Source organism: Xanthobacter sp. NM-59 (assembly GCF_021401125.1).
Classification (GTDB): domain Bacteria; phylum Pseudomonadota; class Alphaproteobacteria; order Rhizobiales; family Xanthobacteraceae; genus Xanthobacter.
This window is the reverse complement of record NZ_JACBFQ010000001.1, coordinates 132,633-157,888: the sequence shown is the minus strand read 5'-3', so window position 1 is coordinate 157,888 and position 25,256 is coordinate 132,633. Positions and strand designations below refer to the sequence as shown.

23 protein-coding genes are annotated in these 25,256 nt (G+C 68.0%); 10 read left to right on the top strand and 13 right to left on the bottom strand.

Annotated features, from left to right (window positions below; all coding sequences use genetic code 11):
* Positions 1–47: 47 nt before the first annotated feature.
* The 4 genes from L0966_RS00725 to hemC form a co-directional block, all read right to left on the bottom strand.
* Positions 48–1,685, bottom strand: coding sequence for a heme biosynthesis HemY N-terminal domain-containing protein (locus L0966_RS00725; RefSeq protein WP_234049934.1), 1,638 nt, complete (start codon positions 1,683–1,685; stop codon positions 48–50).
* Positions 1,682–3,148 (bottom strand): hypothetical protein, encoded by a 1,467-nt coding sequence (locus tag L0966_RS00720; protein WP_234049933.1) that lies wholly within the window; start codon positions 3,146–3,148, stop codon positions 1,682–1,684. The genes L0966_RS00725 and L0966_RS00720 overlap by 4 nt, the downstream gene beginning before the upstream one ends.
* A gap of 83 nt (positions 3,149–3,231) precedes the next feature.
* Complete coding sequence (locus L0966_RS00715) at positions 3,232–3,930, bottom strand: uroporphyrinogen-III synthase (protein WP_234049932.1); 699 nt, start codon at positions 3,928–3,930, stop codon at positions 3,232–3,234.
* An 18-nt stretch (positions 3,931–3,948) separates the two neighbouring features.
* Complete coding sequence (gene hemC, locus L0966_RS00710) at positions 3,949–4,929, bottom strand: hydroxymethylbilane synthase (protein WP_234049930.1); 981 nt, start codon at positions 4,927–4,929, stop codon at positions 3,949–3,951.
* Between the two features lie 81 nt (positions 4,930–5,010).
* On the opposite strand from hemC, the gene tsaD reads away from it, so the two are divergent.
* Together tsaD and L0966_RS00700 are read left to right on the top strand one after the other, a co-directional pair.
* Positions 5,011–6,102, top strand: coding sequence for a tRNA (adenosine(37)-N6)-threonylcarbamoyltransferase complex transferase subunit TsaD (tsaD, locus tag L0966_RS00705; RefSeq protein ID WP_234049929.1), 1,092 nt, complete (start codon positions 5,011–5,013; stop codon positions 6,100–6,102).
* 2 nt (positions 6,103–6,104) lie between these two features.
* Complete coding sequence (locus L0966_RS00700; RefSeq protein ID WP_370640586.1) at positions 6,105–7,085, top strand: NAD(P)H-dependent glycerol-3-phosphate dehydrogenase; 981 nt, start codon at positions 6,105–6,107, stop codon at positions 7,083–7,085.
* A 169-nt stretch (positions 7,086–7,254) separates the two neighbouring features.
* Here L0966_RS00700 and rpoZ read toward each other — a convergent pair whose 3' ends face one another.
* A complete protein-coding gene (gene rpoZ, locus L0966_RS00695) occupies positions 7,255–7,641 on the bottom strand; it encodes a DNA-directed RNA polymerase subunit omega (protein ID WP_234049928.1) in 387 nt (128 codons plus the stop codon).
* A 201-nt stretch (positions 7,642–7,842) separates the two neighbouring features.
* On the opposite strand from rpoZ, the gene L0966_RS00690 reads away from it, so the two are divergent.
* On the top strand, positions 7,843–8,451 hold the full coding sequence (locus L0966_RS00690; RefSeq protein WP_234049927.1) for an NYN domain-containing protein: 609 nt from the start codon (positions 7,843–7,845) through the stop codon (positions 8,449–8,451).
* 10 nt (positions 8,452–8,461) lie between these two features.
* Positions 8,462–9,154, top strand: a complete 693-nt coding sequence (locus L0966_RS00685) for a uracil-DNA glycosylase (RefSeq protein WP_234049925.1) — start codon at positions 8,462–8,464, stop codon at positions 9,152–9,154.
* Between the two features lie 229 nt (positions 9,155–9,383).
* Here L0966_RS00685 and L0966_RS00680 read toward each other — a convergent pair whose 3' ends face one another.
* Entirely contained in the window at positions 9,384–11,318 is a 1,935-nt protein-coding gene (locus L0966_RS00680; RefSeq protein ID WP_234049924.1) for a lytic transglycosylase domain-containing protein, read from the bottom strand.
* 58 nt (positions 11,319–11,376) lie between these two features.
* Between L0966_RS00680 and L0966_RS00675 the strand changes: the two genes are divergently transcribed.
* From L0966_RS00675 to L0966_RS00655, 5 genes are all read left to right on the top strand, one after another.
* A complete protein-coding gene (locus L0966_RS00675) occupies positions 11,377–11,766 on the top strand; it encodes a hypothetical protein (protein ID WP_234049923.1) in 390 nt (129 codons plus the stop codon).
* A 269-nt stretch (positions 11,767–12,035) separates the two neighbouring features.
* Positions 12,036–12,935 carry a 4-hydroxy-tetrahydrodipicolinate synthase gene (gene dapA / locus L0966_RS00670; RefSeq protein ID WP_255683891.1) on the top strand — a complete coding sequence of 300 codons (900 nt, stop codon included), beginning with the start codon at positions 12,036–12,038 and terminating at the stop codon, positions 12,933–12,935.
* A 72-nt stretch (positions 12,936–13,007) separates the two neighbouring features.
* The gene (gene smpB, locus L0966_RS00665; protein ID WP_234049922.1) at positions 13,008–13,484 is read left to right on the top strand and encodes an SsrA-binding protein SmpB; all 477 of its coding nucleotides are present in this window, start codon (positions 13,008–13,010) and stop codon (positions 13,482–13,484) included.
* Positions 13,485–13,496: 12 nt separating this feature from the next.
* Positions 13,497–13,922 carry a VOC family protein gene (locus L0966_RS00660; RefSeq protein WP_234049920.1) on the top strand — a complete coding sequence of 142 codons (426 nt, stop codon included), beginning with the start codon at positions 13,497–13,499 and terminating at the stop codon, positions 13,920–13,922.
* Between the two features lie 71 nt (positions 13,923–13,993).
* Positions 13,994–14,572, top strand: coding sequence for a peroxiredoxin (locus tag L0966_RS00655; RefSeq protein WP_234049919.1), 579 nt, complete (start codon positions 13,994–13,996; stop codon positions 14,570–14,572).
* A gap of 282 nt (positions 14,573–14,854) precedes the next feature.
* Here the strand turns inward: L0966_RS00655 and L0966_RS22415 are convergent, their stop codons facing one another.
* From L0966_RS22415 to L0966_RS00630, 5 genes are all read right to left on the bottom strand, one after another.
* Positions 14,855–15,550, bottom strand: a complete 696-nt coding sequence (locus L0966_RS22415; RefSeq protein WP_370640584.1) for a hypothetical protein — start codon at positions 15,548–15,550, stop codon at positions 14,855–14,857.
* Positions 15,551–15,650: 100 nt separating this feature from the next.
* Complete coding sequence (locus L0966_RS00645) at positions 15,651–17,867, bottom strand: OmpA family protein (RefSeq protein ID WP_234049918.1); 2,217 nt, start codon at positions 17,865–17,867, stop codon at positions 15,651–15,653.
* Between the two features lie 176 nt (positions 17,868–18,043).
* Positions 18,044–19,348: a porin gene (locus L0966_RS00640; RefSeq protein WP_234049917.1), complete on the bottom strand. Its 1,305-nt coding sequence runs from the start codon at positions 19,346–19,348 to the stop codon at positions 18,044–18,046.
* 362 nt (positions 19,349–19,710) lie between these two features.
* Positions 19,711–21,210: a porin gene (locus L0966_RS00635; protein ID WP_234049916.1), complete on the bottom strand. Its 1,500-nt coding sequence runs from the start codon at positions 21,208–21,210 to the stop codon at positions 19,711–19,713.
* Positions 21,211–21,752: 542 nt separating this feature from the next.
* The gene (locus L0966_RS00630) at positions 21,753–22,769 is read right to left on the bottom strand and encodes a ligase-associated DNA damage response exonuclease (RefSeq protein ID WP_234049915.1); all 1,017 of its coding nucleotides are present in this window, start codon (positions 22,767–22,769) and stop codon (positions 21,753–21,755) included.
* 57 nt (positions 22,770–22,826) lie between these two features.
* Between L0966_RS00630 and L0966_RS00625 the strand changes: the two genes are divergently transcribed.
* Positions 22,827–23,750, top strand: a complete 924-nt coding sequence (locus L0966_RS00625; RefSeq protein WP_234049914.1) for a methyltransferase domain-containing protein — start codon at positions 22,827–22,829, stop codon at positions 23,748–23,750.
* 417 nt (positions 23,751–24,167) lie between these two features.
* Here the strand turns inward: L0966_RS00625 and L0966_RS00620 are convergent, their stop codons facing one another.
* A complete protein-coding gene (locus L0966_RS00620) occupies positions 24,168–24,674 on the bottom strand; it encodes a tyrosine phosphatase family protein (protein ID WP_234049913.1) in 507 nt (168 codons plus the stop codon).
* Positions 24,671–25,234, bottom strand: a complete 564-nt coding sequence (locus L0966_RS00615) for an HD family hydrolase (RefSeq protein ID WP_234049912.1) — start codon at positions 25,232–25,234, stop codon at positions 24,671–24,673. Before L0966_RS00615 ends, L0966_RS00620 begins: the two co-directional genes overlap by 4 nt.
* Between the last annotated feature and the right edge of the window lie 22 nt (positions 25,235–25,256).

Here is a 25,256-nt window from a genome sequence, read left to right as displayed (position 1 = left end):
ACGAAAAGCGCCCCGGCGAGGATGATCGCCGGGGCGCTGCAAGCGTCTCAGATCCCGAAGAAGCGCCGCTTGGGCGACGGCTCCGGCTCTTCGCCATTGGGGCCGGGATCATCCGGCAGCGGCGGCATGGCAACGATCGGGTCCGCCGCGCGGGCCGGCTGCGGCGTCGACTCGGGGGCGGCATCCGCGTGCGCCACGGCCTCGACCGGCGCGGGTTCGGGCACACTCTCCACCGTCTCGGCGGGCGCCGGCTCCGAAGGTGCGGTGTGGTGCGTGCTGGCGATTGCTTCGTCAGCCACCGCGCGGGCCTCGGCCTCCGCCAGGGCCTTGGCCTGCTCATTGGCACGCACGGCAGCAATGGCCGCCATCACACGCTCGGCGCCGTGCTCCAGGATGGGAGTGGCCGAGACTCCGGGTGGCACCGCCCACACGAAGGCGTCGAGCCGGCCGCTGACGGGCGAGATGGGCTCCCAGTGGTCGGAGATGACGCCGTCGGCGATCCAGGCCGGATCGCGGGCGGCATGCACCGCCCGGGCGGTCCATTCACGAGCCTTGCCCACGTCGCCCTTCTCCGCCGCTTCCAGCTCCGCCATCAACAGGCACACCCGCTGGCTCGGCTGCTCCAGCAGCGGTTCCAGGGTCCTGCGGGCCTCGTCATACTCATGGGCGTCGAGCGCCGCGCGGGCAATGGCGATGGCGCTTTCCACATGGTGCGGCGCCTTGCCGGCCAGAACCCGCACGCGGCGCAGCCGGTCGAGGGCCGCATCACCCGGGCGCAGATGCGCCTCCACCTCGGCCAGCTCCGGATGGGGATTGGCCGCATAAGCGGTCTCGACGATCTTCGCCGCCTTCTTCAGCTCCCCGGCGGCACCGATGAGGCGGCCGGCGCAGGCCGCAGCCGGCACCAGCGTGGGGGCAAGGCGCACCGCCTCCTGCGCCAGCTCGCGCGCCACCAGCGGGTCGGAATGCTCCAGCATCAACGCCTCGGCGGTGAGCAGCACGGCGCGGCGGCGGCGATATTGGGCCTTGTCGATGCCCTTTTGCGCCATCTGCCGTTCGAGCACCGTACGCGCGGCGCGGAAATCGCCGGCGGCGCAATGGGCCTCAATGACCGCGTCGGCGGCCCAGGCCAGGGTCGGCGCATCGGCCACCGCCTCGGCGGCGATGGCGGCCGCGGCCGCCTTATCGCCGCTCTTGCGCGCCTCCATGTGCAGGCCGCGCAGGCCAAGAAGGCGCGTTTCCGCGCGGCCGGCCATGGCCTTGAAGGCGGCAATTGCCACCTCAGGATTGTTGTCGAACTGCGCCGCCTGCGCGGTCAGAAGGTGGGTGAGCGGCTCATGTGGCAGCAGGCGCACGGCATCCGCCCGGGCCTTGCGGGCCCCCGCGGCATCGCCGGAGCCGATGGCCAGGAGGCCCCGGCTCACCGCGCGCAGCCCCTGCTCGCGCCGTCGGCGGCGGGACAGAGCGGCCACCAGCTTGGGCGAGGCAATGAGGAAGGCAATGAGCCGCCACAAGGCCAGCATCACGCCGGTGACCACCGCGATGACGGCGAGCGCCACCGGCACAGTGGTGTCCACCCGCCAGCCCTGCCAGACGACGGAGATTTCCCCCGGCCGGTCAGCGATCCAGGATGCGCCGAAGGCCAGCGCGGCGAGCAGGACGAGGAAACTGACGAGACGGATCACGGCGCTTTCCCCGAAATGGCGGCAAGCGCCTGCTGATAGAGGGTGGCCGCGGCTTCAGCCGCGCGCCGGCGGGCGTCGAGCTCGGCCACGACCGGCGCCAGCTTCTGCTGGGCCGGCTGGGGCAGCTGCTTCAGCGTCGCGAGGGCAGATTCGATGTCGCCCATCCGCACGGCGGCAACCGCCCGGTTGAGCAGCCCTCGCAGGCTGTCGGGATCGATGCCATCGGCCGGGCGCACCTTCACCAGGCTCTGGGCGCTGGCGAGGAAGCGCGTCACCAGCGACGCATCGGCCGCCGGGGCCTCCGGCGCCGGGGTGAGCCCGTCGATGGCGGCATTTCCGGCCGCGAGCAGCTGATCCGCGAGCTGCGGCAGCGGCGGGAAACCCGTCTGCGCCATGCTGGCGAAGGGCTCCAGCGGCGCGGCACGGGGACCGAGCAAAGCGCGCGCGGCCTCCAGCTCCTGCGTGAACGGGTGTCCCGCATCCACCGACTGCTTCAGCGTGCCGAGCACCAGCACCGATGCCGCCCCGCGATTCACCGACGCGGCGGCATTGGCGGCGTCAGCCGCCTCCTTGCGCACCGTGTCGATGCGGGTGTTGATGCCCTCGAGGCGCGGCGCCAGGCCCTGGGCTTGGCCTTGCGCCTGCTGGGCGGTCGAAGTGGCCGCGGCCACCGCCGACTGCAGGGTATCCTGCGCCGTCTTCAGATTGTCCTGACTCGCCTTCAGCGCCGTCACCCGGCCGGAGACGTCGGCCACCGCCGCCTCGGTCTTGCCGAGAGCCGCCTTCAGCGCATCCACGTTCGGCGCCGGGGTTGCAACGGCGGAGGACGACGCAGGCGCCGTCTTCACCGCGGCCAGGGCCGAATCAAGCGCCGTGAATCGCGCATCCGCCCGGCTCAGGCTCTGCCGCAGGCTGGCGAGCGCCTCGGGATCAGCCGCCGGACGGGCCTCCAGGGCCGCTATCCGGGCGGTGAGCGGCGAGAGATCCACGGCCGCAGGCCGCGGCGCATTCTGCATGAGATAATAGAACACCCCGCCGCCGGCGGCTCCGCCCGCCAGGGCGCCGAGCACCAGAGCGGCGAACACCGTGCCGGCGCCGCCGCGACGTGGCGCTTCGGGTTGCGGCTGGGGCTCCTGCGCCGCCGGCTTATCCGCGCTTTCCGATGCGTCGGGCTTCGCCTGCGGGGCGTCGTCGCCTTCCGGGGCTTCCGCCTTCACGTTGTCGGCAGGCGCTTCGGCGGGCGCCGCGTCTGCGGTAGAAGCCGTGTCGCCAGTGGGCTCATTGGCCGCCGGCTCCACGCCTGCGGGCACAGCCTCGGCGGCGACCGATTCGCCGTCGGCCGGCGTTTCCGTGGCAGCTTCAGAAGGGGTGTCGGCGCGCACTTCCTCAGCCTTCAGGTCGAGGGTTGGCGGAGTGCGGGAGCGGCGGGATGAACCGCCAGCCGTGGGATTATCGCTCGCCATGGGCCTCCTCGTGGGGTCGATCCGCCTCTGCTTCGGATAGACCGCCCGGCGGCCCATCGCAACTTCCGGCGGACGCGGCGCGATCAGAACAATGCGAACAGGGCATCCTCATTGGGCGCGGAAGCCGCCTCGATGGGGAAGCCCGCCTTCACCAGCGGCCCGCCCACCTGCTCGGAAAGGCAGAACTCGCGCACCCCCGCGAGCTCCCGGGTGAGCCCGGCCGCCGCCACGCACGTCAAAAGAGTCTTCACCGTGCGCTGGGAAAAGTGAAGCGCCGCATTAATGCGTCCCGCCGCCAGCGCGTCGCGCGCCTCGGTGGAAAGGGCATCGGCGGGCTCCGCCGCATAGATGATGGTGAGCACCAGCTCCAGCCCCGGGGCCTTCAGCAGCTCGGCAAGGTCCGCCGCCCGGTCCTCGCCCGCCGGATTGAGCACGCGCGCGCCCTTCGGCAGCGCCTCCGCCAGCCGGCCCGCCAGCGCGTCCGCATCGCCGGCGCAATCGGTGACGTGGGAAAATCCCACCGCCCGCGCTTCTTTCGCCGTGCGGGTCCCCACGGCGAAGGCCGGCAGATGGAACAGGCCCGCCCCTTCCGGATGGGCGGCGAACGCCTTCACCCCATTGATGGAGGTGAAGGCCACCGCATCGAACGGGCCCGCCGGCAGCGGCTCCGTGGTCGGGGCGATACGCAGCATGGGGTCCACGGTTGCCTCATGCCCCATCTTGCGCAGCCGTTCCGCGGTCTGGCTGGCCGCCGGTTCCGGACGGGTGATCAGGAAGTGCATGGCGGTGTCCCCCTTCGCTCACAGACCCAGAGCGCGGGCCGGCGCGCTGTCGCGCAGCCGCGCGCCGCAACGGGCGCCCAGGGCAGCCGCCTCCGCGATGGGCGCGCTCTCCCCGGTTTCGGCGGCATCGGAGCCGTCGAGCGCGAGCACCAGTCCGTCCAGCCGCACCCGGTCACCCTCCACCCGGGCAAGGCCCGCGATGGGGGTGCGGCAGGAGCCGTCCAGGGCGGCCAGAAAGGCCCGCTCCGCATCAAGGGCGATGCCGGTGTCGCGGCAGGCGATGGCGGCGATGGCGCCATTGGTCACGGGGTCCGCCACCCGGCATTCGATGGCCACCGCCCCCTGCCCCACCGCCGGCAGGAAGGCGGCGGTGTCCAGCACCGCATTGGCCTCATGGGCGAGGCCAAGACGGGTGAGGCCCGCAAGGGCCAGGAGCGTGGCGTCGAAATCCCCCTCCCGCACGCGGGCGAGGCGGGTGTGCACATTGCCGCGCAGCAGCTCCACCTTCAGGTCCGGCCGCAGCCGCTTCATCTGCGCGGCACGGCGGAGCGAGGCGGTGCCCACCTTTGACCCGGCCGCGAGATCGTCGAGGCTCGTCCCGGTCTTGAGAATGAGCGCGTCGCGCACATCGGCGCGCGGCAGGTAGCCGGCCAGATGCAGCCCATCGGGCAGCACGGTGGCCACATCCTTGGCCGAATGCACGGCGAGATCGATGCGCCCGTCGAGCAGCGCCTCCTCGATCTCCTTGGTGAAGAGGCCCTTGCCGCCGGCCTCCGCCAAAGCGCGATCCTGAATCGTATCGCCCGTGGTGCGGATAATCTCGATGGCGATGCTCTCCACCGGGCGCGAGAGGGCCTCGGCGAGGGCCGCCTGCACCGCATGGGCCTGCCAGAGCGCCAGCGGGCTACCGCGCGTGCCGATGGTGAGGCGCGCGCCAGGCTGGGAAATTCCGGAAATGCCTGAGGAATGGCGCGTTTGGGTGTTCGTGTCTGCACTCATGGGCGCGTACAATGCTCGCAGGAATCAAATCGCGGTAGAGCGGCGTTCCGGCGCAGCCTCGAAAGGTGCGGGAGCGCGGCGATGAATCGAAGCGGGGGCAACGTGGCGGATCTTGTCGTTCTCGGCATCGAGACCACCTGCGACGAAACCTCGGCCGCCGTTGTGGTGCGCTCACCTTCGGGCGCGAGCGAGATCCGCTCCAACGTGATCCGCTCGCAGATCGCCATCCACTCCCCCTATGGCGGCGTTGTGCCCGAAATCGCGGCGCGCGCCCATGTGGAAATCCTGGATCACGTCATCGTCGAGGCCATGCGCCAGGCGAATCTCTCCTTCGGCGAGCTCTCGGGCATCGCGGCGGCGGCGGGGCCGGGGCTCATTGGCGGGGTCATTGTCGGCCTCACCACGGCGAAGGCCATCGCCCTGGCCGCGCGCAAGCCCCTGGTGGCGGTGAACCACCTGGAAGCCCACGCGCTGACCGCGCGGCTGACGGATGGGGTGGCCTTTCCCTATCTGCTGCTGCTGGTGTCCGGCGGGCACACTCAATTGCTGGCGGTGGAGGATGTGGGCCGCTACACGCGGCTTGGCACCACGCTGGACGATGCGGTGGGCGAGGCCTTCGACAAGGTGGCCAAGATGCTGAGCCTGCCCTATCCGGGCGGGCCGCAGGTGGAGGCGCAGGCCGCCCACGGCTATGCCGGCCGCTTCGCCTTTCCCCGCCCCATGATGGGCCGGCGCGAACCGGACTTCTCCCTCTCCGGCCTCAAGACGGCGGTGCGGCTGGAGGCCGAGAAGCTCGCCCCCCTCACGGACGATGATGTCAGCGATCTGTGCGCCGGCTTCCAGGCGGCGGTGGTCGAGGTGATCGTGGACCGCGTGAAGGCCGGCGCCCGTGCATTCCGCGACCGGCTGGGCCGCGGGCCCACGGCCCTTGTGGTGGCAGGCGGCGTCGCCGCCAACGGCGCCATTCGCGAGGCACTGGCCCGCCAGGCAGCGGAGCTGAACACACGGTTCGCCCTGCCCGCGCCGAATCTGTGCACCGACAATGGCGCCATGATCGCCTGGGCCGGCGCCGAGCGCCTTTCCCGCGGCCTGACCGACACGCTGGAGGTGAGCCCGCGCGCCCGCTGGCCCCTCGACCCCGCCGCGGCCGCCTCCGCCCACGCGCGAGCCTGATCGTGAGCGACTTCCAGACCATCGGCGTGGTGGGCGCCGGCGCATGGGGCACGGCCCTGGCTAATGCCGCCGCGCGCGCGGGGCGCAAGGTGCAGCTTTATGCCCGCGACGCGCTGCAGGTGGCCGACATGATGGCGCGGCGGACCAATCGGCGCGCGCTGCCGGGCATCCCGCTCGACCCCGGCGTGACCCCCACCGCCCGGCTCGCCCAGGCGGCGGAATGCGATGCCGTGCTGTTGGTGGTTCCCGCCCAGGCGTGCCGCGCGGCGACACGGGAGCTGGCGCCGCTGCTGCGGCCGCAAACCCCGGTGGTGTCGTGCGCCAAGGGCATCGAGCGCGGCACCCGCGCCTTCATCTCGGAGGTGATCGCGCAGGAGGCGCCGGCGGCCCGGCCCGCCGTGCTTTCCGGCCCCAGCTTCGCGAGCGACGTGGCCGCCGGCCTGCCCACGGCCGTGACCCTGGCGAGCGCGGACGAGGCGCTGGCCTCTGCCTTGGGCGACGCCCTCGGCTCCTCCACGCTGCGCCTTTACTTCTCCACCGACGTGCGCGGCGTGGAGATCGGCGGCGCCACCAAGAATGTGCTGGCCATCGCCGCCGGCATCGTGGCGGGGCGCAAGCTTGGGGCGAGCGCGGGGGCCGCGCTGGTGGCGCGCGGCTTTGCCGAGCTTACGCGCTTCGCCGAGGCCTATGGCGGGCGGGCGGAGACCATGACCGGCCTTTCCGGACTGGGCGACCTCATCCTCACCACCTCCGGCCCCCAATCGCGCAACTTCGCCTTCGGCGCCGCCCTGGGCGCGGGCCTGGAGACGCCGGACAAGCTGGCTGAAGGCGCCTTCACCGCCAATGTGCTGATGGAAATGGCCCAGGCCAAAGGCGTGGACATGCCCGTGAGCAGCGCCGTGGATGCGGTTCTGCGCCGGCGGCTGTCCATTGCCGGCGCCATCGAGGCGCTCATGGCCCGGCCGCAGAAGGCGGAGCGCTGACGCGCGACTGCCGTGCTGGCCGCGCCGCCCGCGCAAGCCAGGCGTTCACGGGCGGCTGCGCCGGTTCCGCCGCGCCCGTCAGTTTTCAAACCAACAAAAAGAAAGCGGCCGGGCAGAACCCGGCCGCTTTCTCAAATCCTTGATCGCGGGGCCGCTCAGGCCGCGCCGATCAGCCTTCGTCGTCGTCCGAATGCTCGGGCGGCACGAGGCCCTGAAGACCCGCCAGCAGCTCTTCCTCAGTCATGCGGTCGAGCATGACGTCGCTGTCATCGCCGCTGCTCTCGCCGGAGGCGATCATGGGAACAGCCTCGGGCTCCGGCTCGTCCACCTCCGTGTACTTCTGGAGCGAGTGGATCAGGTCTTCCTTCAGATCCTCCGGGCTCACCGTTTCGTCGGCGATCTCACGCAGCGCCACAACGGGGTTCTTGTCGTTGTCGCGATCAACGGTAATCTGGGAACCCGAAGAGATCATGCGGGCGCGATGGGCGGCGAGCAGCACCAGTTCAAACCGGTTGTCCACCTTGTCGATGCAATCTTCAACCGTGACGCGGGCCATGGGCTCGGCACTCCCTCATGCGCATTAGCGCTGGATCATAGCCTGGGAAGAGGGGGTCGATACAACACTTTGATATCCGGAGCAAGCGCCGGCACCTTTTTCGCTTGCGTTGAATCAGCCTTCGTCCGAGAAAGGCAGCGGACGGCGAGGCATACAGTCGTTCCAGCGTTATGCCCATCCCTTTCCATCGGCGGACATTTTATGCAGGGCCTTGAAAAGATCGCTCTTCTCATCGACGGCGCAAATCTATACTCCGCGACCAAGGCGCTCGGCTTCGACATCGATTACAAGCGCCTGCTGAAGGAATTCCAGGGACGCGGCTATCTGCTGCGCGCCTTCTATTATACCACCCTCATCGAGGACCAGGAGTATTCGTCCATCCGGCCGCTGCTCGACTGGCTGGATTACAACGGCTATTCCGTCGTGACCAAGATGGCGCGCGAGTTCACCGATGCCCAGGGCCGCCGCCGCGTGCGCGGAAACATGGACATCGAGATTGCCGTCGACGCCATGGAGCTGGCCGAGCACGTCGACCACATCGTGCTGTTCTCCGGCGACGGTGACTTCCGTTCGCTGGTCGAGGCGCTCCAGCGCAAGGGCATCCGCGTGTCGGTGGTGTCCACCATCTCCACCCAGCCGCCGCTGATCGCCGACGACCTGCGCCGTCAGGCGGATGTCTTCATCGATCTCGTGGAGCTCCAGCCCAAGATTGGCCGCGACCCCTCCGAGCGCCAGGGCCGCATGCAGGAAACCCCGCGTTTCCTGGAACGCCGCGGCGCCCCCGCCGGCACCGACAACGACGGCTGCTGAGCGCGCTGCCATGGCGCGCGCCGCCGTCAAGTCCGCCGTCATCGCGAATGCCGCCCCGGCCGGCGCCATGGCGTCGACGGAGCCGTCCGCCGACTGCCCGCTCTGCCCCCGCCTCAAGGATTTTCGCGATGAATGGCGGCTGAATGAGCCGTCCTGGTTCAACGCGCCGGTGCCCGGTTTCGGCCCGATCACGGCCCGCCTGCTCATCGTCGGCCTTGCGCCCGGCCTGCGGGGGGCCAACCGCACCGGCCGCCCCTTCACCGGCGACTATGCGGGCGACCTGCTCTACGCAACGCTGCTGGATTTCGGCTTCGCCCGTGGCCGCTACGAGGCCCGCCCCGACGATGGCCTCGAACTCGAGGACGCGCGCATCATCAATGCGGTGCGCTGCGTTCCGCCGCAGAACAAGCCGACGCCGGAGGAAATCCGCACCTGCCGGCGCTTTCTCTCGCCCACCTTCTCGCACATGCCCCACCTGAAGGCGGTGGTGACCCTGGGCAAGATCGCCCATGATTCCACCCTGGCGGCCTTGGGGGCGAAGGCCTCGCACCTCAAGTTCGGTCACGGGGCCAAGGGTGAGATTGGGGGCGTGAGGGTGTTCGCGAGCTATCACTGCTCGCGCTACAACACCAATACGGGCGTGCTCACGCCCGCCATGTTCCGCGCCGTGTTCCAGGACGTGCGCGACTTCCTCGCGGACTGACGGCGCCTCGGGCGCGCGCACCGCATCACGACCTGCGCTCAGCCAATCCCTTGCCCGGCGCATGCGGCCGCCTTCAAATAGCATCGACCGCTGCCCGATCGCACAGGCGCCTCCCTAAAAGCACAAACTCCCGCCCCCGCGCTGTACAGCAGCGCGGGGGCGGGAGTCTGGTGCGGTAGGATCCGCCGGTTGCCTTAGCTGATGGCCGCGGGTCCCTGGGAGGGGCGGCTCACCTCGTACCGCGCAGGTCCGCTTCCATCTGCAGCTTGGTGGGGCTGTTGAAGCGCACCTTATAGGCTTGGTAGTTTTCCATCACGCGCTGGACGTAGTTGCGGGTTTCAGCGAAGGGAATCAGCTCCACCCAGTCCACCACGTCCACATTGGGGTCGCGCGGGTCGCCATAGCGCTGGATCCATTTGCGGACATTGCCACGGCCGGCATTGTAGGCGGCGAACACCAGAACGAAGTTGCCGTCATAGTTCTGCACCAGCTCGCCCAGCTCGGCGGCGCCGAACTGAACATTGTAGGACTGGTCGCTCATCAGGCGTGCTTCATTATAGGGCACGCCCGTGTCCTTGGAGACCTCGCGGCCGGCGGCCGGCGTCACCTGCATCAGGCCCATGGCCTTGGCGCTGGACAGGGTGCGCGGGTTGAACTGGCTTTCCTGCCGGGCCACCGCATACACGGCCGCCTTTTCCACCGGGTGGCCGATGGACGTGTAGGAGGGCAGACCGAAGGTGGGGAACGCTTCCTGCTCAAGGGGATGGCCCTCGGCCATGCCTTCCTTGCCCACCACCAGCGCGCCGCGCGCGTCGCCATTGGCCTCCGCCAGATTGGCGAGCAATGCGAGCTGGCCGGAATTCTCCATGCGCCAGGCCAAGTCGTAATAGATGGTCAGCGGAATGTCGCGCTCGCCGATGGCATAGAGCAGGCGAATGGCGCGCACCGGCTCGATGCGAGGAAAGTCGTTGCGGTCCTGGAACGAAACCTGCGCGGTGCGCAGCACGACCGGGTTCATGCCGAGCTGGGTACGGGCCAGCTGGCCGTAATAGGTCGCCGGATATTGCGCGGCCTCGCCATAGGCGGAACGGGCACGGCCGGCATCACCCATGGCCTCGGCGGCTCGGGCTTGCCAGTAGGCGGCGCGAGAGAGGGTGATGGGGTGCTTCTGCCCATGGGCCACGCGGGCAAAATGGGCGGCCGCCGTGCGCGGGTCATGCAGGAAGCGCAAGGCGATCCAGCCGGCGGTAAACTGCTGTTCGGCGCGATAATTGTCGGCCTTGGGGGCAACCCCGGTTGCGGCCACCTTGTAGGCGGTCTGGGGATCGCCGGCATCCAGCAGTTCGCGGGCGACGAGGCGGCGCTCAATCCACCATTCGTCCGGATCGGCATTGGCCGCAGGGTCGGCCGCGCCAGCCAGCAGCGCCTGCGCCGCCTCCCGCGGCTTGTCGGCGCGCCGCAGCAGCTGGGCCTTGGCGAACAGATAGGCCGGATCGTTGTTCAAGGTGAAGGGAACGGCACCCAGCAGCGCCGCGCCATTGGGCTGCTTGCTGGCAATGGCAAGCCGCGCCTTGGTGAGGGCCACCACGTCGGATCCCGCGCGGGAGGCGGCGCGCAGCGCGCGTTCGCTGTCCGGCTTGTAGCTGAAGCGGTCGGCGCGCAGCTTGTGGTCCGTGCGGGTCAGCACCGAGCCGAACTCGTCCATGATGGTGGCTTCGAAGCGCTCGTTCAGCAGGTCCTCGCGCCAGGCCTCCCGAACCCAGTCGACGGCATCCTTGCGGTCACCGCTGGCGACGAGCGCGCGCGCAAGCGCAACCTTGCCCTCGCCGGTGATGGGCGGGCGCTCGGCAAAAAAGGCGCGGGTGCGGGAGGCGTCCCGATTCTCCTGGAACAGCACGCGCTCGGCGCGCTGGCGCAGGGTGGAGGGCGTCGGCCAGTCAGGCTCCTCCTTGAGGAATTCCTGGATATTGTTGAAGCCGAGATCGTTCGGCGCATGGCGGATGACAAGCCAGGTGACCAGCTTGCGCGCCACCGGGTCGCTGAGCTGGCGGGCCGCGCCCATGGCTTCGCCGGCGCGCCCGTTGCGGGCCGCGATCACAGCGGACTTGAGCGTGCTCAGCTCTCCCCCGTTCAACCCGCTGGAGGCGGCAACCGCGGGAGCCACAAGGCCTGCCGAGCGCAGCGAGGACGCCGCTTGCGACGAGACGCCACCGGAGGACGGCTTGCTGGATGCGGTCTTGCTGGATGCGGTCTTGCCAGACGTCGCCTTGGACGAGCTCGGCTTGGCCGTGCTGGTCTTGCTCGACGACGGCTTGGCAGCCGACGAGCTCTTGGAGCTGGGCTTGGACTTGTCGCTGGCCTTGCCGCTGGTCTTATCACTTTTGGCGGAGGCCGGCTTCGTGCTGCTGGATTTGGCGGACGTGGATTTGGCGGCGGCGGGCTTGGCTGTGGGCACCGGAGCCGCTCCCGTCGCCGCTTGCGCGACGCCGGCCAGGGCGACAGTGATCGCCAGGACGCTCGCGGAGACCAGGCTCGAGAAAGGCGACATCAGGGTTCCTCGCTTTGCGGGGCGCTCTCAAATGGTGGCCGCCATGTTGGGCGAGGCGCATTGACGAAACCCTAACCAGATCCTCCAATCCGGCTTGCGCGTGTCCCGTGTGCCTCACCCAGGCGCTACAACCTGCCGGGGGATCGCGGCAAAAGCGCGACCTGCTGTAGCTTTGCGCTGTGCCCCTTTCCGGAACGCCCGCGACAGGCTATGGGAGCTATTCCGCGCCGTCCCGGCCGGTGGCCAGAACGCTCCCGGCGACGTCATCACAATGCCGTCATCCGGGCCCACGTCCGCAATTCAACCTCGCTTTCAGGAAACAAGGCGCTCGCCATGTCGCCCATCCCGTCCCCGTCGCCGTTCCGCGGCTCCTTCACCGCCCTTGTCACTCCGTTCCGCGACGGGGCGCTGGACGAGAAAGCGTTTCGCGCGTTCGTGGATTGGCAGATCGCCGAGGGCACCCATGGCCTCGTGCCCGTGGGCACCACCGGCGAGAGCCCGACCCTGACCCACGAGGAACACAACCAGGTGGTGGCCTGGACCGTGGAGCAGGCGGCCGGCCGCGTGCCGGTCATCGCCGGCGCCGGGTCCAATAACACCGCGGAGGCCATTGCCCTCGCCACCCACGCCCAGGAGGTGGGGGCCAGCGCCGTGCTGGTGGTGACGCCCTATTACAACAAGCCGACCCAGGAGGGGCTCTACCGCCACTTCAAGGCCATCGCCGAGGCGGTCGACCTGCCGATCTTCATCTACAACATCCCCGGCCGCTCCGTGATCGACATGTCGGTGGAGACCATGGCCCGGCTGTACGAGATCAAGAACATTGCGGGTGTGAAGGACGCCACCGCCTCCATGGCGCGGGTGTCGCTGCAGCGGCAGGTGCTGGGGCCGGACTTCATCCAGCTCTCGGGCGAGGATGCGACCGCGCTGGGCTTCATGGCCCATGGCGGCGTGGGCTGCATCTCCGTGACGTCCAACGTCGCTCCGCGCCTCTGCGCGCAGTTCCAGACCGCCTGCCTGAAGGGCGACTTCGCCACCGCCCTCTCGATTCAGGACAAGCTGATGCCCCTGCATACGGCGCTGTTCGTGGAGACCAATCCCACCCCCACAAAGTATGCGCTCTCGCTGCTCGGCAAGATGGGCGAGGACGTGCGCCTGCCGCTGGTGCCCGTGGACGAGGCCACGCGCGCGGTTGTGCGCTCGGCCATGGTGCATGCGGGCCTCATCGACTGACCCCTCTCGCGGGGCACGCTTTGACCAGCGGGCCCCCTTGTCTGCCAGTGCCGCAGACATCAGGTTCTGAGCATGACAGACAAGAAAAAGGACGCCCCCCGCAAGGTGGCCGCGGAGAACCGGCGAGCCAGGTTCGACTACGCCATCGAGGAGGTCTTCGAGGCCGGCGTGGCCCTGACGGGCACCGAGGTGAAGAGCCTGCGCACCGGCAAGGCCACCATCGGCGAGAGCTATGCCGCCCAGAAGAACGGCGAGATGTGGCTCTACAACGCCTATATCCCCGAATATCTCGAGGCCAACCGCTTCAACCACGAGACCCGCCGCCCCCGCAAGCTGCTGCTGCACAAGCGGCAGATCGCCAAGCTTGGCAATGCGGTGGAGCGGGAGGGCATGACGGTGGTGCCGCTGAAGATCTATTTCAATGATCGCGGCCGTGCCAAAGTGGAAATCGCCCTGGCCAAGGGCAAGAAGACCCACGACAAGCGCGAAACGCTGAAAGAGCGCTCCTGGGCCCGCGACAAGGCCCGCCTCATGCGCGAGAAGGGTTAGGGAGGCACGACCGTGAGCGATACGCTGCCGCTGGAGCTCGACCACTGCGTGGTTCACGTGAGTGACTTCGCGGTTTCGAACGCCTTCTATGCCGCCGTGTTGGGGGCCGAGGTGCTGCCGCGCGGGGCCGGATTCGTTTATCGCTTCAAGGATCGCCAGCTGAACCTGCATGGGCCGGGGTTGGACCCCAAGCCGGTGGCGCGCGTGCCCGTGGCGCCCGGCAACAGCGATCTCTGCTTCCGCTGGAATGGCCCCATCGAGGATGCCATTGCCCACCTCGCCCGCCACGGCATCACGCCGGAGATGGGGCCGGTGGCCCGCTTTGGGGCGCTGGGACCGGGGCTGAGCGTGTATTTTCGCGATCCGGACGGCTCGCTGCTCGAATTCATCTCCTATCAGGGCGCTTCGCCGTTTCCCGGACGCGGAGAAGTGCTTTAGCTTACGAATGACACGCGTTTTCTGCGCGCGAACCGCGCTCCCCCTCGCTTGAAAACGCTCCAGAGGGCGCCATGACCGATTTCCAGACCCTGCCTTCCGATCTTCCCGCGCCGGAGGATGACGGCGCCGCTGCTCACCTGCCGGGGCTGGAATTGCCCATTATCGCGCTGGCGGCCACCGACGGCCGCAGGGTGGACCTGTCCTCTCTCTCCGGCCGGGCGGTGGTCTATGCCTACCCACGTACCGGCGCGCCAGGCACCCCTTCGCCGGATGGCTGGGATGCCATTCCCGGCGCGCGGGGCTGCACCCCGCAGTCCTGTGCCTTCCGCGATCATTATGACGACCTGCGCGCGGCGGGGGTGGAACATGTGTTCGGCCTCTCAGTGCAGGACACCGGCTACCAGACAGAGGCTGCCGAGCGACTGGGCCTGCCTTTCCCGCTGCTCTCGGATCACCAGCGCGCGTTCGCGCACGCGGTGCGGCTGCCCACCTTCGAAGTGGATGGACAGGTGCTGCTGAAGCGCATCACCCTCATCATCGAGGAGGGGGCCATCTCCCACGTCTTTTATCCGGTGTTCCCGCCCGACCAGAACGCCGCCCAGGTGCTGGCTCACCTGCTGGCCAAAGCCGCCGGAGAAGACGACGCCTAGGGCGTTGCAGAGCGGAGTGCTACGCGGTTCGTGCGAGAAAAATGCGCCAATTCAATGTGCTGGCGCATTTCCCGATTTCCATGACAGAGAAGCATCTTCCGGCGTGCATTTCGTGCGCAGGCGATCTTGCCTCGGCTCGGATCATTGGGTGCGATCAAGAAGCCGGAGCGTTCTCCCGATTCCGCGAAAACGGCGACCTTCTGGGCCCCAGGGGAATGCCAGCCAGCTCCACGCGGCGATGAAAAGCCCCCGTCCATCACCGATGCAGGCGATGCGAAGCCGTCACGGAGCGGGCTTGTCCGGTGCGCCATCGTCTCCCTTGGCCACCAGCGCCTGCGCCTGGCCGATCCAATCCTCCCGCTCGATCCGCCCCGGAAAGGCGAGATAGCTGCCGACCCAGGCGGCCTCATCCGGCGTCCACGCCGCGATCTGCCTGAAATGGAAGATGCCGAGGGCGTGAAGTCGCCGCTCATTCTGCGGGCCGATGCCCTTCAGGCACTTCAGGTCGTCGGCCGCGCCCCCCTCGGGCTCCGTGAGCACTGGCGGGCGCACGCCCGGATGGTTCGCGCCAGCACGGTCGATCGGGCTCGTCCGGCGGGGCGGCGGCTCAGGATCATCGGCGATAGCGCCGGCTGGAACGTTCAGCAGATGACCGAACAGATCCGCAACCGGCTCGCGCAGCGGACGCAGAGCAGGTTGCGCCGGCTCCACTGCGGTCGGCTTCGTGCCTTGCACGCCATCCTCCGCGCGGACGCCCTCCCCTGTGACATCCCCCGCGATCTGGCCCGAGGGTGCCGGTCCTGCCCCATCGCCGGCCGGCGGGTTCGCCCGCGTCGGCGGCAGATTGGACGGCACGGGCACCATGACCTCGCTCTCGGCCGCGCGCCTGCGCACCCGCCGCAGCCACAGACCCAGCACCAGGCCGAGCGCGAACGCCACCAGCAGCAGCAGCAACACCTCCAGATTGAAAGCCGTCACGACGTGCCTCCCGTCCGCTCCCCCTGGAGAAAATAACCGGTGATGGCGCCAATGGCGAATGCCACCAGGAGGTGGAGCCAAAGCGTCAGCATGAGGTAGATCATGGCCCCCGCCCCTCCTTCAACGTGAAGACGATGCGCCGGTTGCGGATGCGGCCCGCCTCGCTGTCGTTCGCCGCCACGGGCTGCGTGGCGCCATGGCCGGTAGTCACCAGGCGCTCACGCGCGATGCCCGCATCCGCTAGGAAGGCTGCGACTGCCGCCGCCCGTGCCTCCGACAGCTTCTGATTGGTCGCCGGCTCTCCGACGGCATCGGTGTGGCCGGCCACCTCCACCATGGTGGAAGGACAGCGCTGCAATACGAAGACCAGCCGATCCAGCAGCCCCAGCGAATGCCGATCGATGCGGGCGCTGCCTGAATCAAAGAGGATCGTTCCGCGCCCCATGAGATCCGAAATCAGCCCCTGGCACTCCTGCGTGCCGACCAGCGGGCCCGGCGGCGCAACCTCCAGCGCGGTCTCGACAGCGAACGGCGATTTCACATCCCGCTTCAGATCGTCCTCGATCTCGCCACCCACGCGCCCCCGCAAGGCCGCCCCGGCGAGACGAAGCTGCGCATCCGTCAAGGTGAGCTCGCCATTTCCCATCCGTGCGAGCGCGCCGAGGCCGGCGAGCGCCGTCGGCAGGAAGCCGACCGGGGCCCCGCTGCCCACGGCGGACAGGTCGTTGACCTTCTCCTGCAGGAAGTCCCGCTCCAGGGCCGCCAAGAGCGCGCGGTGCGCCTTCTCGTCCGGGTAGAAGCCCGACATGGTGAGCCCATCACCCTCGCGACGCACCGAGAAGACATAAGGCGAAATCCGCGGTGGCTCCACCGCCTGCGCGCTCGCCGAGAGCCCGGCGGGCACCGATTTCATGGCCTGCACAAGGGACAGATAGGCCGCTGAATCGAACGCCTCGCCACTGAGCACCAAGCTGGTGCCGCTGGCCGCCACACGCCCCGTACGCAGCCGTGCAAGCTGTGCAACGGCGAAATTCGCGCCGGCACCCCACACTTCGGCCGGCGGCCCGCCGGAAGCCAACTGCATCTCATCCTCAACCGGCACACCCGGGAAGGCACTGCGAACCGCATCAAGCAGCTGCCGCCGCGCCTCGTCCGAGGGCACATAGCCGCGCAGCCGCACCGCATCCGCCGTGCGCACCAGCTCCCAGGTGAACGGTGCCGCCCGCGGCGGCTCCACCGCGAAACGCGTGACCTGAAACCCCTCCGGCGGGGTGCGGCGCGCGGCAGCGAGCACATCGAACGCCGCAAAGGTGGGCGCGACACCTTCGACGCTGATGGTGCTATCTGCCAGCGTGACCTGAAGCTGCGGCACCTGCGCCAGCAGGCGCCCGGCATAGCGCACCGCCTTCAGCCAAAGATCCGTGCTCGGCGCGCCATCCGCAAGGCGGGTATCGTCGCGCACATTCACCCCCGGAAGCGCCGCGATCAGAAGCTTGCCCACCTCGGCGCGCGCATCTTCCGACGGAATGAAGCCGGAAACCCGCAGCGTGTCTCCCTCACGGCTCGCCGACCACACGAAGGGCGAGGCCACCGGCGGGCGCACGGCGAACCGCGCCACTGTCATCCCATACGGCAACGGACCATGGATCACGGCAGACAGGGAATCATAGGTCGCGAGATCCGGCGCCCGCCCCTCAATGGAAAGCGCTCCATCGGATAGAGTGATCCGCCCCGACGGCAACCGCTCCAGCTGTACCAAGGCAAACTCCACCAAGCCGGCGAAGTCCCCAGGGGGCGCCCCCCGCGCCCTCACCAGGCGATCCTGGCCCGTGAGGCTGTTGCCTGAGGCATTCACCGCGGCGATGATCCGCGCCAGCGCATAGCGCGAGGGAACATAGCCATCGAGCGATACCATGCGCCCATCCTTCACCGCGCTGAAGGTGAAGGGACGGCGCTCCGGCAGAAGAGTGGTGTCGTCGCGCACGGTGCGCACACCGAACATGTTCTCCAGCGAGGCACGAACCTTGGCGCGGGCCTCTTCCGCCAGCGACTCGCCTTCAAGCGTGGCGTCGCGCCCCTCGAAACGAGCGGTCGCCCAGGACTCGCCGGTACGAGCCAGCACTGACTCCGCACTCCGCGTCAGATCCGCCTCGACGGCGCCGCGCGCAGTGAGCAACGTGAAAGCCGCCAGCACCGCCCACGCCGCCAGCCCAAGGACCAACACCCAGACCCGCCAACCCGCGAACCGATGGATCGCCCGCCCCCGCTTGCCCGCGACGGGGCCTCCGGTGTCACCTTCCGGTGCATCCAGCGCCATGAAACGGCAACTCCCGACCATTCTCTAAGATCGCTGCGGAGTTCAGCACATTTCGACATCGTTCCGAAACCCCGCGACGACCTTAACCGCACTACGGGGCCGCCAAAAAAAGGCCGCCCCCGGCAATGCGTGCCCGGGGCGGCCCTTTCTAAACATCGCGACCGAAGGCCTGCAGATCAAAACTCACGCTGAGCGAAGAGCAGAACCTGGCTCGCATCAGTCGAGCCCCGGCTGGGGCCATAACCGGTGAACACGTAATTGTCGGCCTTGTTGTAGTTCCAATCGTACTGGACGGCGAGCAGCAGGTTCTTGACCGGAGTGAACCCGATATAGCCACCGACATTGCCGTTCACGCCGCCGGTCGCACCGTAGAAGGACTCGGCCACCGAATCATTGAAATCGTAGGCCGCATAGCCGCCGAACACCGCGGTGCTCCACTTCTCATTCCAATTGTGCAGCAGCGAGGCGGTGACGTTCCAACCGCTGACCTTGCTGATGCCATTGGCGCCGACAAAGGCATCCGGAGCGCCATACGCGCCCGCCGGATCAACCAGCCCCAGATAGCTGGTCGCACCATCCACATAAGCCGTCTGCAGGTAGAGCGTATCGCCCTCGCCCAGCATCGGCAGGTTGAACATCAGGCCCGCCTGGAGGGCATAGCCCCAGCTATCCTCTGTACCGCCCAGGAGATTGATGTAATCCAACGCGCGCACCTGATGCAGCGCGCCCGAGATCTGCGCCTGGCCCCACTCGCCGGTGTAGTTGATGTTGGCGACGATGTCCGGAACCTGAAGGCCCGCCTGATAGTCGTCGGTGCCGAACAGCACCGGATTGTTCACGCCAATCCCGGCCTTGCGGTCGGCGGCATCTTCAAGCGAGATCGTCGCGCTGAAGCCCTTGCCGAACTCGGCGGTATAAGCGGCCAGGTTCAGGCGGACGTCGTCGCCGATCGTTGCGGGATCCGTACCCAGAACGTTCGCGTTGGCATAAAAGTCGAAGAACGACTGCGCCTTACCGAAGGTGAAGCCGGCGAACTGCACATAGGCGTTCCACACCTCGACCTCATTGCCGTTCGGCCCCTCGGACCACGGGTCAGCGGAGCGCCACTTGAAGCGGGTCTCCAAATACGAGCGCAAAGTGCCGTATTCGGTCTCCGTCCGCGCATCGAGGATCACGCCGCCGGTCGCGATGGAGTAGGTCTTGTCGTTCTCCGACGGATAGTCGGAATAGGTGTTGTAATAGCCTTCCGCCCACAGGTAGCCACCAACACGCAGACAGGTGTCAGTGCCCGGGATGTAGAAGAAGCCCTCGCCCTGAGACAGACACTGCTTCATGTAAACCGGCTTCGCCTTCGTCTGCAGCAGATCCGCCGCCTGAACTGGCGCCACCATCGAAAGCGTGCCCGCGGCCCCAAAGAGCGCCGCGAACGCAGTCGACGTGCCCAAGCCCCGAAGCAGCGGACGATGCTGTGCGAAATTCATCACCAACCCCCAATGATATATTGTATCATCACCGACATGCCATAGGGCAGGCGTGATGGCAAGACAATACGGCCCGTTTTCCGGAAACCGGATGACACAACGCCAGCCCTGTCCGAAATACCGACGCCCCGCGGAGCGGTGCGCATAATATTTCGCGCTCACCTGGAGCGATGACTCATCAAAAAGGCAGGCTGCGTCGCTTGCTTGCCATTGTGGATCGAACCTTCGCAGAAGGGAATATCACCAGCTCCACTATAGGAATGTTCCAAACTACCGGACCTTTTTTCAGAAGATCCCGCAGACAAAAGAAAAACCCCAGTGGTTGCCCACTGGGGTTTTCCAAAACATCGCTGATGCGAAGATCAGAAGTTCCGCTGAGCGCGGAAGCCGCCCGAGAACACGTCGGCAGAGCCGCCGATGAGGCCGCTAGCGGTGGTGCCGATCGGAGCAACGGTCGCGCCGTTGACAGCGGTGAGCGAGGTGTCGGACTCAACCTTGGTGTAGAGGAACTCCAGACCCAGATCGAGGTTCTTCACCGGCGACCACACGAGATCCGTACCAACCTGCCAGAGGTTCGCACCGGTCACAGCGATGACGGTGGAGTCAGACGGGCTGTAGTCGACGTAGCCACCGTACACGATGGAGCGCAGACCCGGGGTCCAGTAGTGGCGCAGCTGAGCCTGGATGGCCCAAGCGGTGGAGTTGCTGTAGTTGCCGAACACGTCGGTCACGACAGCGTCAGCCAGCGGCACATAAGCGCCAGAGAGGCTGCCGTTGGAGTTGACCTTGACCTTGCCCCAGGCGCTCGCGGTGCCCTGGCTGTTACCGCCCATACCCGCATAGCTGATCGCGCCATCGGCATAGTTGGCCTGCAGCAGGAGGCTGTCGCCAGCCGCCAGGAAGGGCAGCTTGAACTCGGCCTCGGCGCCGATCGCCCAGCCCCAGTTGTCGGTGGACGACGCGCCAGCGAAAGCGGCCGGGCCCACGCCACCGGTCCAGGTCAGAGCGTTCACCTGATGCAGAGCGCCCGAGATCATGAACGTGCCCCACGCCTGGTCGAGGCGGATGTTGGCAACGATATCGGGAGCCTGCTGGCCGGCCTGGAAGTTGGCGTAACCGAGCGAAGCAGCGGTCACGTTCAGGTCAGGACCAAAGAAGGTGTTGGAGAACGCACCCGCGGTCGAAGCCGCGGTGCTGCCCTGCACGCCGGTCGTGCGGTTGGCAGCGTCTTCCAGCGACAGCGTGGCGGAGAAGCCGTTGCCGAACTGGGCGGTGTAGGCGATGGCACTCGTCCAGGTGTTGGAACCCGCGAACGGCGTGGTCATCATGTAGTTGGTGCCCAGCTCGAAGAACGACTGGGTGTAACCGAACGTGAAGCCCGCGAACTGAACGAAGGCGCGCTCGAAGTACAGGTTGTTGTTCGCGGTGGTGGAGGCGCTCGCCTGAGAGTTCCACTCCGCGCCGAAGCGGACGTAGGAACGCAGGGTGCCGTAGTCGGTCTGCGTGCGGGCGTCGAAGTCGATGACGCCACGAGCGCGGGTCAGGTAATCCGGATCATCAGAATCGCGGAAGGGGAAGTTCAGCGCACCCACGCCCGGGCCACCGAAGCCGGTGCCGGCGGTGGTCGCGATGTCAGGACGGAAGGTGCCGACAGCGTTCACATAGGTGTCGAAACGGGCATAACCGCCGATCTTCAGGCAGGTGTCGGTGCCGGGCACATAGAAATAGCCGGCGCCGTAAGCGGAGCACACCTTAACGTACTCCACCGCCTTCGCCTTGACAGGCAGGTCGGCGGCCTGGGCTCCGGCCACCGCGACGAGACCCGCCGCGCTGCCAAGGAGAAGGCTCTTCACCATCTTCATCGTGACCTCCAAGTTTGGTTCCGAGGGAGCGAGCGCCGCTTCGCCGGTGCGATTGCACTTTTGAGAGGTTCTTGCCCCGATACCCAGTTCGCCGCGCACCCCGTTCCCAGCGCGTCTCCAGCGAACTGATCGACCGGGGACTGCCCCCCTTCGTCGCAAAGCCAACATACAAAAGGCGGAACCGTGATCAATGCGGCAGGGGCGAAACGGCGCCTTGCGCGGCCCCTTTTCCGGCAACTGTTGCACGAAAAGCACGACGGGCAATGCCGTACAATAACACCATTTCGCGTCGCAATATTGCGCGATTAATCCTATGTTATCATTGTACTTTCAGGGGCCACAGGGGGCCACCGTGGCGATGGGAAGAGCTGCTGTTGAGTGTCGTTCGTCGGCTATGCAACAGAGCGAACTTCACAGCCCTTACCTAGCGGCTGGGGCTGCCATCGGGTGCCGCATTGCCCTCTGATTCCCATTGAGGAGGGGGATTTTGAGGGAAAACACGTCCGCAACGGCCGACTCCGGCAACCGGGCGACGCGTCAGGCTAGATGTCGGCCGTTTGCGCTGTGTCGCCATAGCCGACGAGCCGCAGAGGGAGCGCATCGAGCTGGCGCAGCGCGGCCCAGCGCACCAAGGCGTCTTCCGCGCCGTGGGTGACCCAGAGCTGCTCGCAGCCCGTCGCCAGGATGCTGGCGCACAAGCCATCCCAATCCGCGTGGTCGGAAATCACGAGGGGAAGCTCCACCCCACGCTGCCTGGCGCGGGCGCGCACGCGCATCCAACCGGAGGCGAAGCAGGTCATGGGATTCGGAAAACGCCGCGCCCAAATGTCCGTCATCGCCATGGGCGGCGCGATGACGATCGCTCCGGCGAGCTCTTTTCCAGCCGCGTTCTCGACCGGATTCAGGGGGCCGAAGTCCACCCCATGGCTGGCGTAATACTCAGTGGTGGGCCGCAGCGCGGCATGCAGATGGAGGGGTGCTCCATAGCCTTGCGCGCGAAGCAATGCCATCAGCCGCTGCGCCTTGCCGAGGGAATAGGCCCCCACCAGATGGGTGCGCTCGGGAAAAAGCGCCACGGAAGACAGCAGCTTAGCCACCTCCCCGGCGGCATCGGAATGGCGGAACACGGGGAGCGCGAAGGTCGCCTCGGAAACGAACACGTGGCAGCGCTGGGGCTCGAACGGCGCACATGTGGGATCGGCGACGTCCTTATAGTCGCCGGAGACAACCACCACGAGGCCGTCCTTTTCCAGTCGCACCTGGGCTGAACCCAGCACGTGCCCGGCCGGGTGAAGGCTCACGGATACCCCATTGACCTCCAGCCGCTCCCCGTAGCGCAGCGGCTGGCGCGCGCCGGCGAAATTCGGCCCAAGGCGCAGCGCCATCAGGTCCAGGGTTTCGGCTGTGGCCAGCACGTGGTGGTGGCCGGCGCGCGCATGGTCGGAATGGGCATGGGTAATGATGGCCCGCGGCACCGCCCGCGTCGGGTCCACGTGAAAGTCACCGATGGGGCAGTAAAGCCCCTGGGCGGAGGGGCGGAGCAGGTCTTCCGGGCGCATGGCTGGTCTCTCGGGCAGACTCTATATATGGGGAGCCCCTTGAACCTGCGAGGTCCCGTGGCCGCTCTTCACCATTCCGCAAGCTCCGGCGATCCCGCCCTGGATCGGCGCCTGGACTGGGCGCGTGCCCTGTTTGACGAGGGCGATCTTAACGCGGCATGCGACCTGCTCGCCGATACCGTGGCCTCGGCGCCGCGCTTCGCCGCCGCGTGGTTTCTGCTGGGTGAGGCGCGGGAGGCGGCGGGCGATGGAGCCGGCGCCGCCGAAGCGTTCGCCGCAGCCCGCGCGTGCGATGGGGAGGACATGCTGGGCGCCGGCCTGCGCCTTGCCCGGCTGGGGCGGCTGCCGGCGCAGGAAGCGATGTCCGCTGCCTATGTGCGCACCCTTTTCGACCAGTACGCCGACCGGTTCGACACCGCCTTGCGCGACAAGCTCGGCTATCGCGGGCCGGAGCTGCTGCTGGCGGCGCTGCTGCGGGTGGCGGGCGAGCAGCGGCGCTTCCGCCATGGGCTGGACCTGGGCTGCGGCACCGGCCTCGCGGCCCCGCTGATCGCACCGCTGGTGGAGGTGCTGGATGGGGTGGACCTTTCCCCCGCCATGCTCGCGCGCGCACAGGCCCTGGGGCTTTACCGCACGCTCGAAGCCGCGGACATGGGCGAGGCCGTGGCCGCAGCGCCGGCCTCCAGCCTCGACTTGATCGTGGCGGCCGATGCCCTGTGCTACCTCGCCGAGCTGGCGCCGCTGTTCACTGCCGCAGCCCGGGCGCTGGTGGTGGGCGGGCTGTTTACCTTCACAGTGGAAACCCATGGCGGAGAAGGTGTTCTGCTGCGCGAGACCCTGCGCTATGCCCACCCCGCGACCACGGTGCGCGCGGCAGCAGCGGCGGCCGGCCTTCGCGTGCGCCTGCTGGAGGATGCCTCCACGCGCAACGAAAAAGGCGTGGCGGTGCCCGGCCTCGTGGCGGTGCTGGAACGCGGCTGACGCGTCGCCGCAATCACTGCGCCACTGAGCCTGCCCCGACCGCTCCGTTCTTCAGGGCAAAGGCGAAGCAGCCTGCCCTTTGGTCTTTCCGCATTTCCTTTCACGCGAACCGGTGGCCGCCTCGCTCGGAAGCGCTCGGGCGCAGGGGGCCACCGCCGCTCTCGGAACGCCCGTTGACGGGCCTTGCGCCCATCTCGGCGCGGCGTGCGCGAAGCCCCGATTTCGTGGATAGAGCATTCGCTCCGTGAAGCGGCGGTCGCGCCAGGAGGCGCTCGAACCGCGATATGCCGTCGCCAGCGCCCCGCGCTCGCGGCACGCAGCGAACGCGGGGACGGCCCGGCTCCCCTGCATCGAGGGGTGGACGCGCGTACGTTCACCACCTGGAGAGAAGCCGGCCTTTTGCCCGGCGTGTCTGCATCAGTTCACCGGAAGAACGAAGGGCGCGCCCTCGAACGCCTCGCGCCCACGGCCGATGGAGGAGATGGCGGCCACCATGCGCCCTTCGCGCTGGAGGGCGGCGTCCGCCAAAGCGACAATGCGAGCATTGGGGGTGGCGGTGGGCGAAGCCTGCCGCAGGCGGCGGGCCAGCTCCATCTCGTCCTGGTCCGGCAGCAGCGCGCACAAGGACGCGTAGGCCGCCGCCGTGGAACGGGAAATCCCCGCGAAGCAGTGGATCACCAAGGGCGTCTGGCGCGGCCAGGCATGCACGAAATCAAACAGCTCGCGCATGTGCTGCTCGGCCGGCGCCACCATGCCTTCCATTTCATCAACGATGTCGTTGATGCCCAGGAAGAGGTGGTTGGTTGGGTCCACATTGCTCGGGCAGGTGAACACCGTTCCCCCGTTCACCAGCGAGATCACATGGCGCGCGCCAGTGGCCGCCACCGTCTCATGCAGCTTGGACAGGGAGCATACATGAATCATGTGTCGAGCTCCTCGAATCGTTGCAGGAACCGCCGCTTGGCGGTGTCCGCCTCCCAAGGAGTGAGATAGTCACTTTCCTCTAGGTCGTCGAGCCGCACCGGGCGGCCGAAGAAATGCCGCGCCTCCTTGTCGGAGAAGCCGGCAAGGTGGGTGGCTTCGAGATAAGCGGAGGCGCGATCAGCCGCCTTCACGATCTTCACCAGCGCCTGTGGCCAGGCGATCGGCAGCGAAAAGCGCAGCGAAATGGCCGCCAGCAGGCGTGCCTCAATCACCTTGTAGTCGCCCCCCAGCACCGCCTTGAACGGGGAGATCATGTCGCCGATCACATATTCCGGCGCATCGTGCAGCAGCACGCAAAGGCCCCAGCGGGGGTCGAGATCGGGATGGCTCACGCGCGACAGGCGCTCGGTGAGGAGCGAGTGCTGCGCCACCGAGAAGATGTGCGAGCCATGGGTCTGCCCATTCCAGCGGGCGACGCGCGCAAGGCCGTGGGCGATATCCTCGACCTCCACATCAAGGGGCGAGGGGTCGAGCAGATCGAGCCGGCGCCCGGAAAGCATCCGCTGCCACGCCCGCGGCGGG

Bases quoted from the DNA above. Each gene is read 5' to 3' on its own strand.
- L0966_RS00685 (WP_234049925.1), top strand. From the start codon at position 8,462: ATGGCGCGCGCCGCCGTCAAGTCCGCCGTCATCGCGAATGCCGCCCCG.
- L0966_RS00640 (WP_234049917.1), bottom strand. From the start codon at position 19,348: ATGAATTTCGCACAGCATCGTCCGCTGCTTCGGGGCTTGGGCACGTCG.
- L0966_RS00655 (WP_234049919.1), top strand. From the start codon at position 13,994: ATGACCGATTTCCAGACCCTGCCTTCCGATCTTCCCGCGCCGGAGGAT.
- L0966_RS00720 (WP_234049933.1), bottom strand. From the start codon at position 3,148: ATGGCGAGCGATAATCCCACGGCTGGCGGTTCATCCCGCCGCTCCCGC.
- smpB (WP_234049922.1), top strand. From the start codon at position 13,008: ATGACAGACAAGAAAAAGGACGCCCCCCGCAAGGTGGCCGCGGAGAAC.
- L0966_RS00630 (WP_234049915.1), bottom strand. From the start codon at position 22,769: ATGCGCCCGGAAGACCTGCTCCGCCCCTCCGCCCAGGGGCTTTACTGC.
- L0966_RS00620 (WP_234049913.1), bottom strand. From the start codon at position 24,674: ATGATTCATGTATGCTCCCTGTCCAAGCTGCATGAGACGGTGGCGGCC.
- L0966_RS00635 (WP_234049916.1), bottom strand. From the start codon at position 21,210: ATGAAGATGGTGAAGAGCCTTCTCCTTGGCAGCGCGGCGGGTCTCGTC.
- rpoZ (WP_234049928.1), bottom strand. From the start codon at position 7,641: ATGGCCCGCGTCACGGTTGAAGATTGCATCGACAAGGTGGACAACCGG.
- hemC (WP_234049930.1), bottom strand. From the start codon at position 4,929: ATGAGTGCAGACACGAACACCCAAACGCGCCATTCCTCAGGCATTTCC.
- dapA (WP_255683891.1), top strand. From the start codon at position 12,036: ATGTCGCCCATCCCGTCCCCGTCGCCGTTCCGCGGCTCCTTCACCGCC.
- L0966_RS00645 (WP_234049918.1), bottom strand. From the start codon at position 17,867: ATGGCGCTGGATGCACCGGAAGGTGACACCGGAGGCCCCGTCGCGGGC.
- L0966_RS00690 (WP_234049927.1), top strand. From the start codon at position 7,843: ATGCAGGGCCTTGAAAAGATCGCTCTTCTCATCGACGGCGCAAATCTA.
- tsaD (WP_234049929.1), top strand. From the start codon at position 5,011: ATGAATCGAAGCGGGGGCAACGTGGCGGATCTTGTCGTTCTCGGCATC.
- L0966_RS00715 (WP_234049932.1), bottom strand. From the start codon at position 3,930: ATGCACTTCCTGATCACCCGTCCGGAACCGGCGGCCAGCCAGACCGCG.
- L0966_RS00615 (WP_234049912.1), bottom strand. From the start codon at position 25,234: ATGCTTTCCGGGCGCCGGCTCGATCTGCTCGACCCCTCGCCCCTTGAT.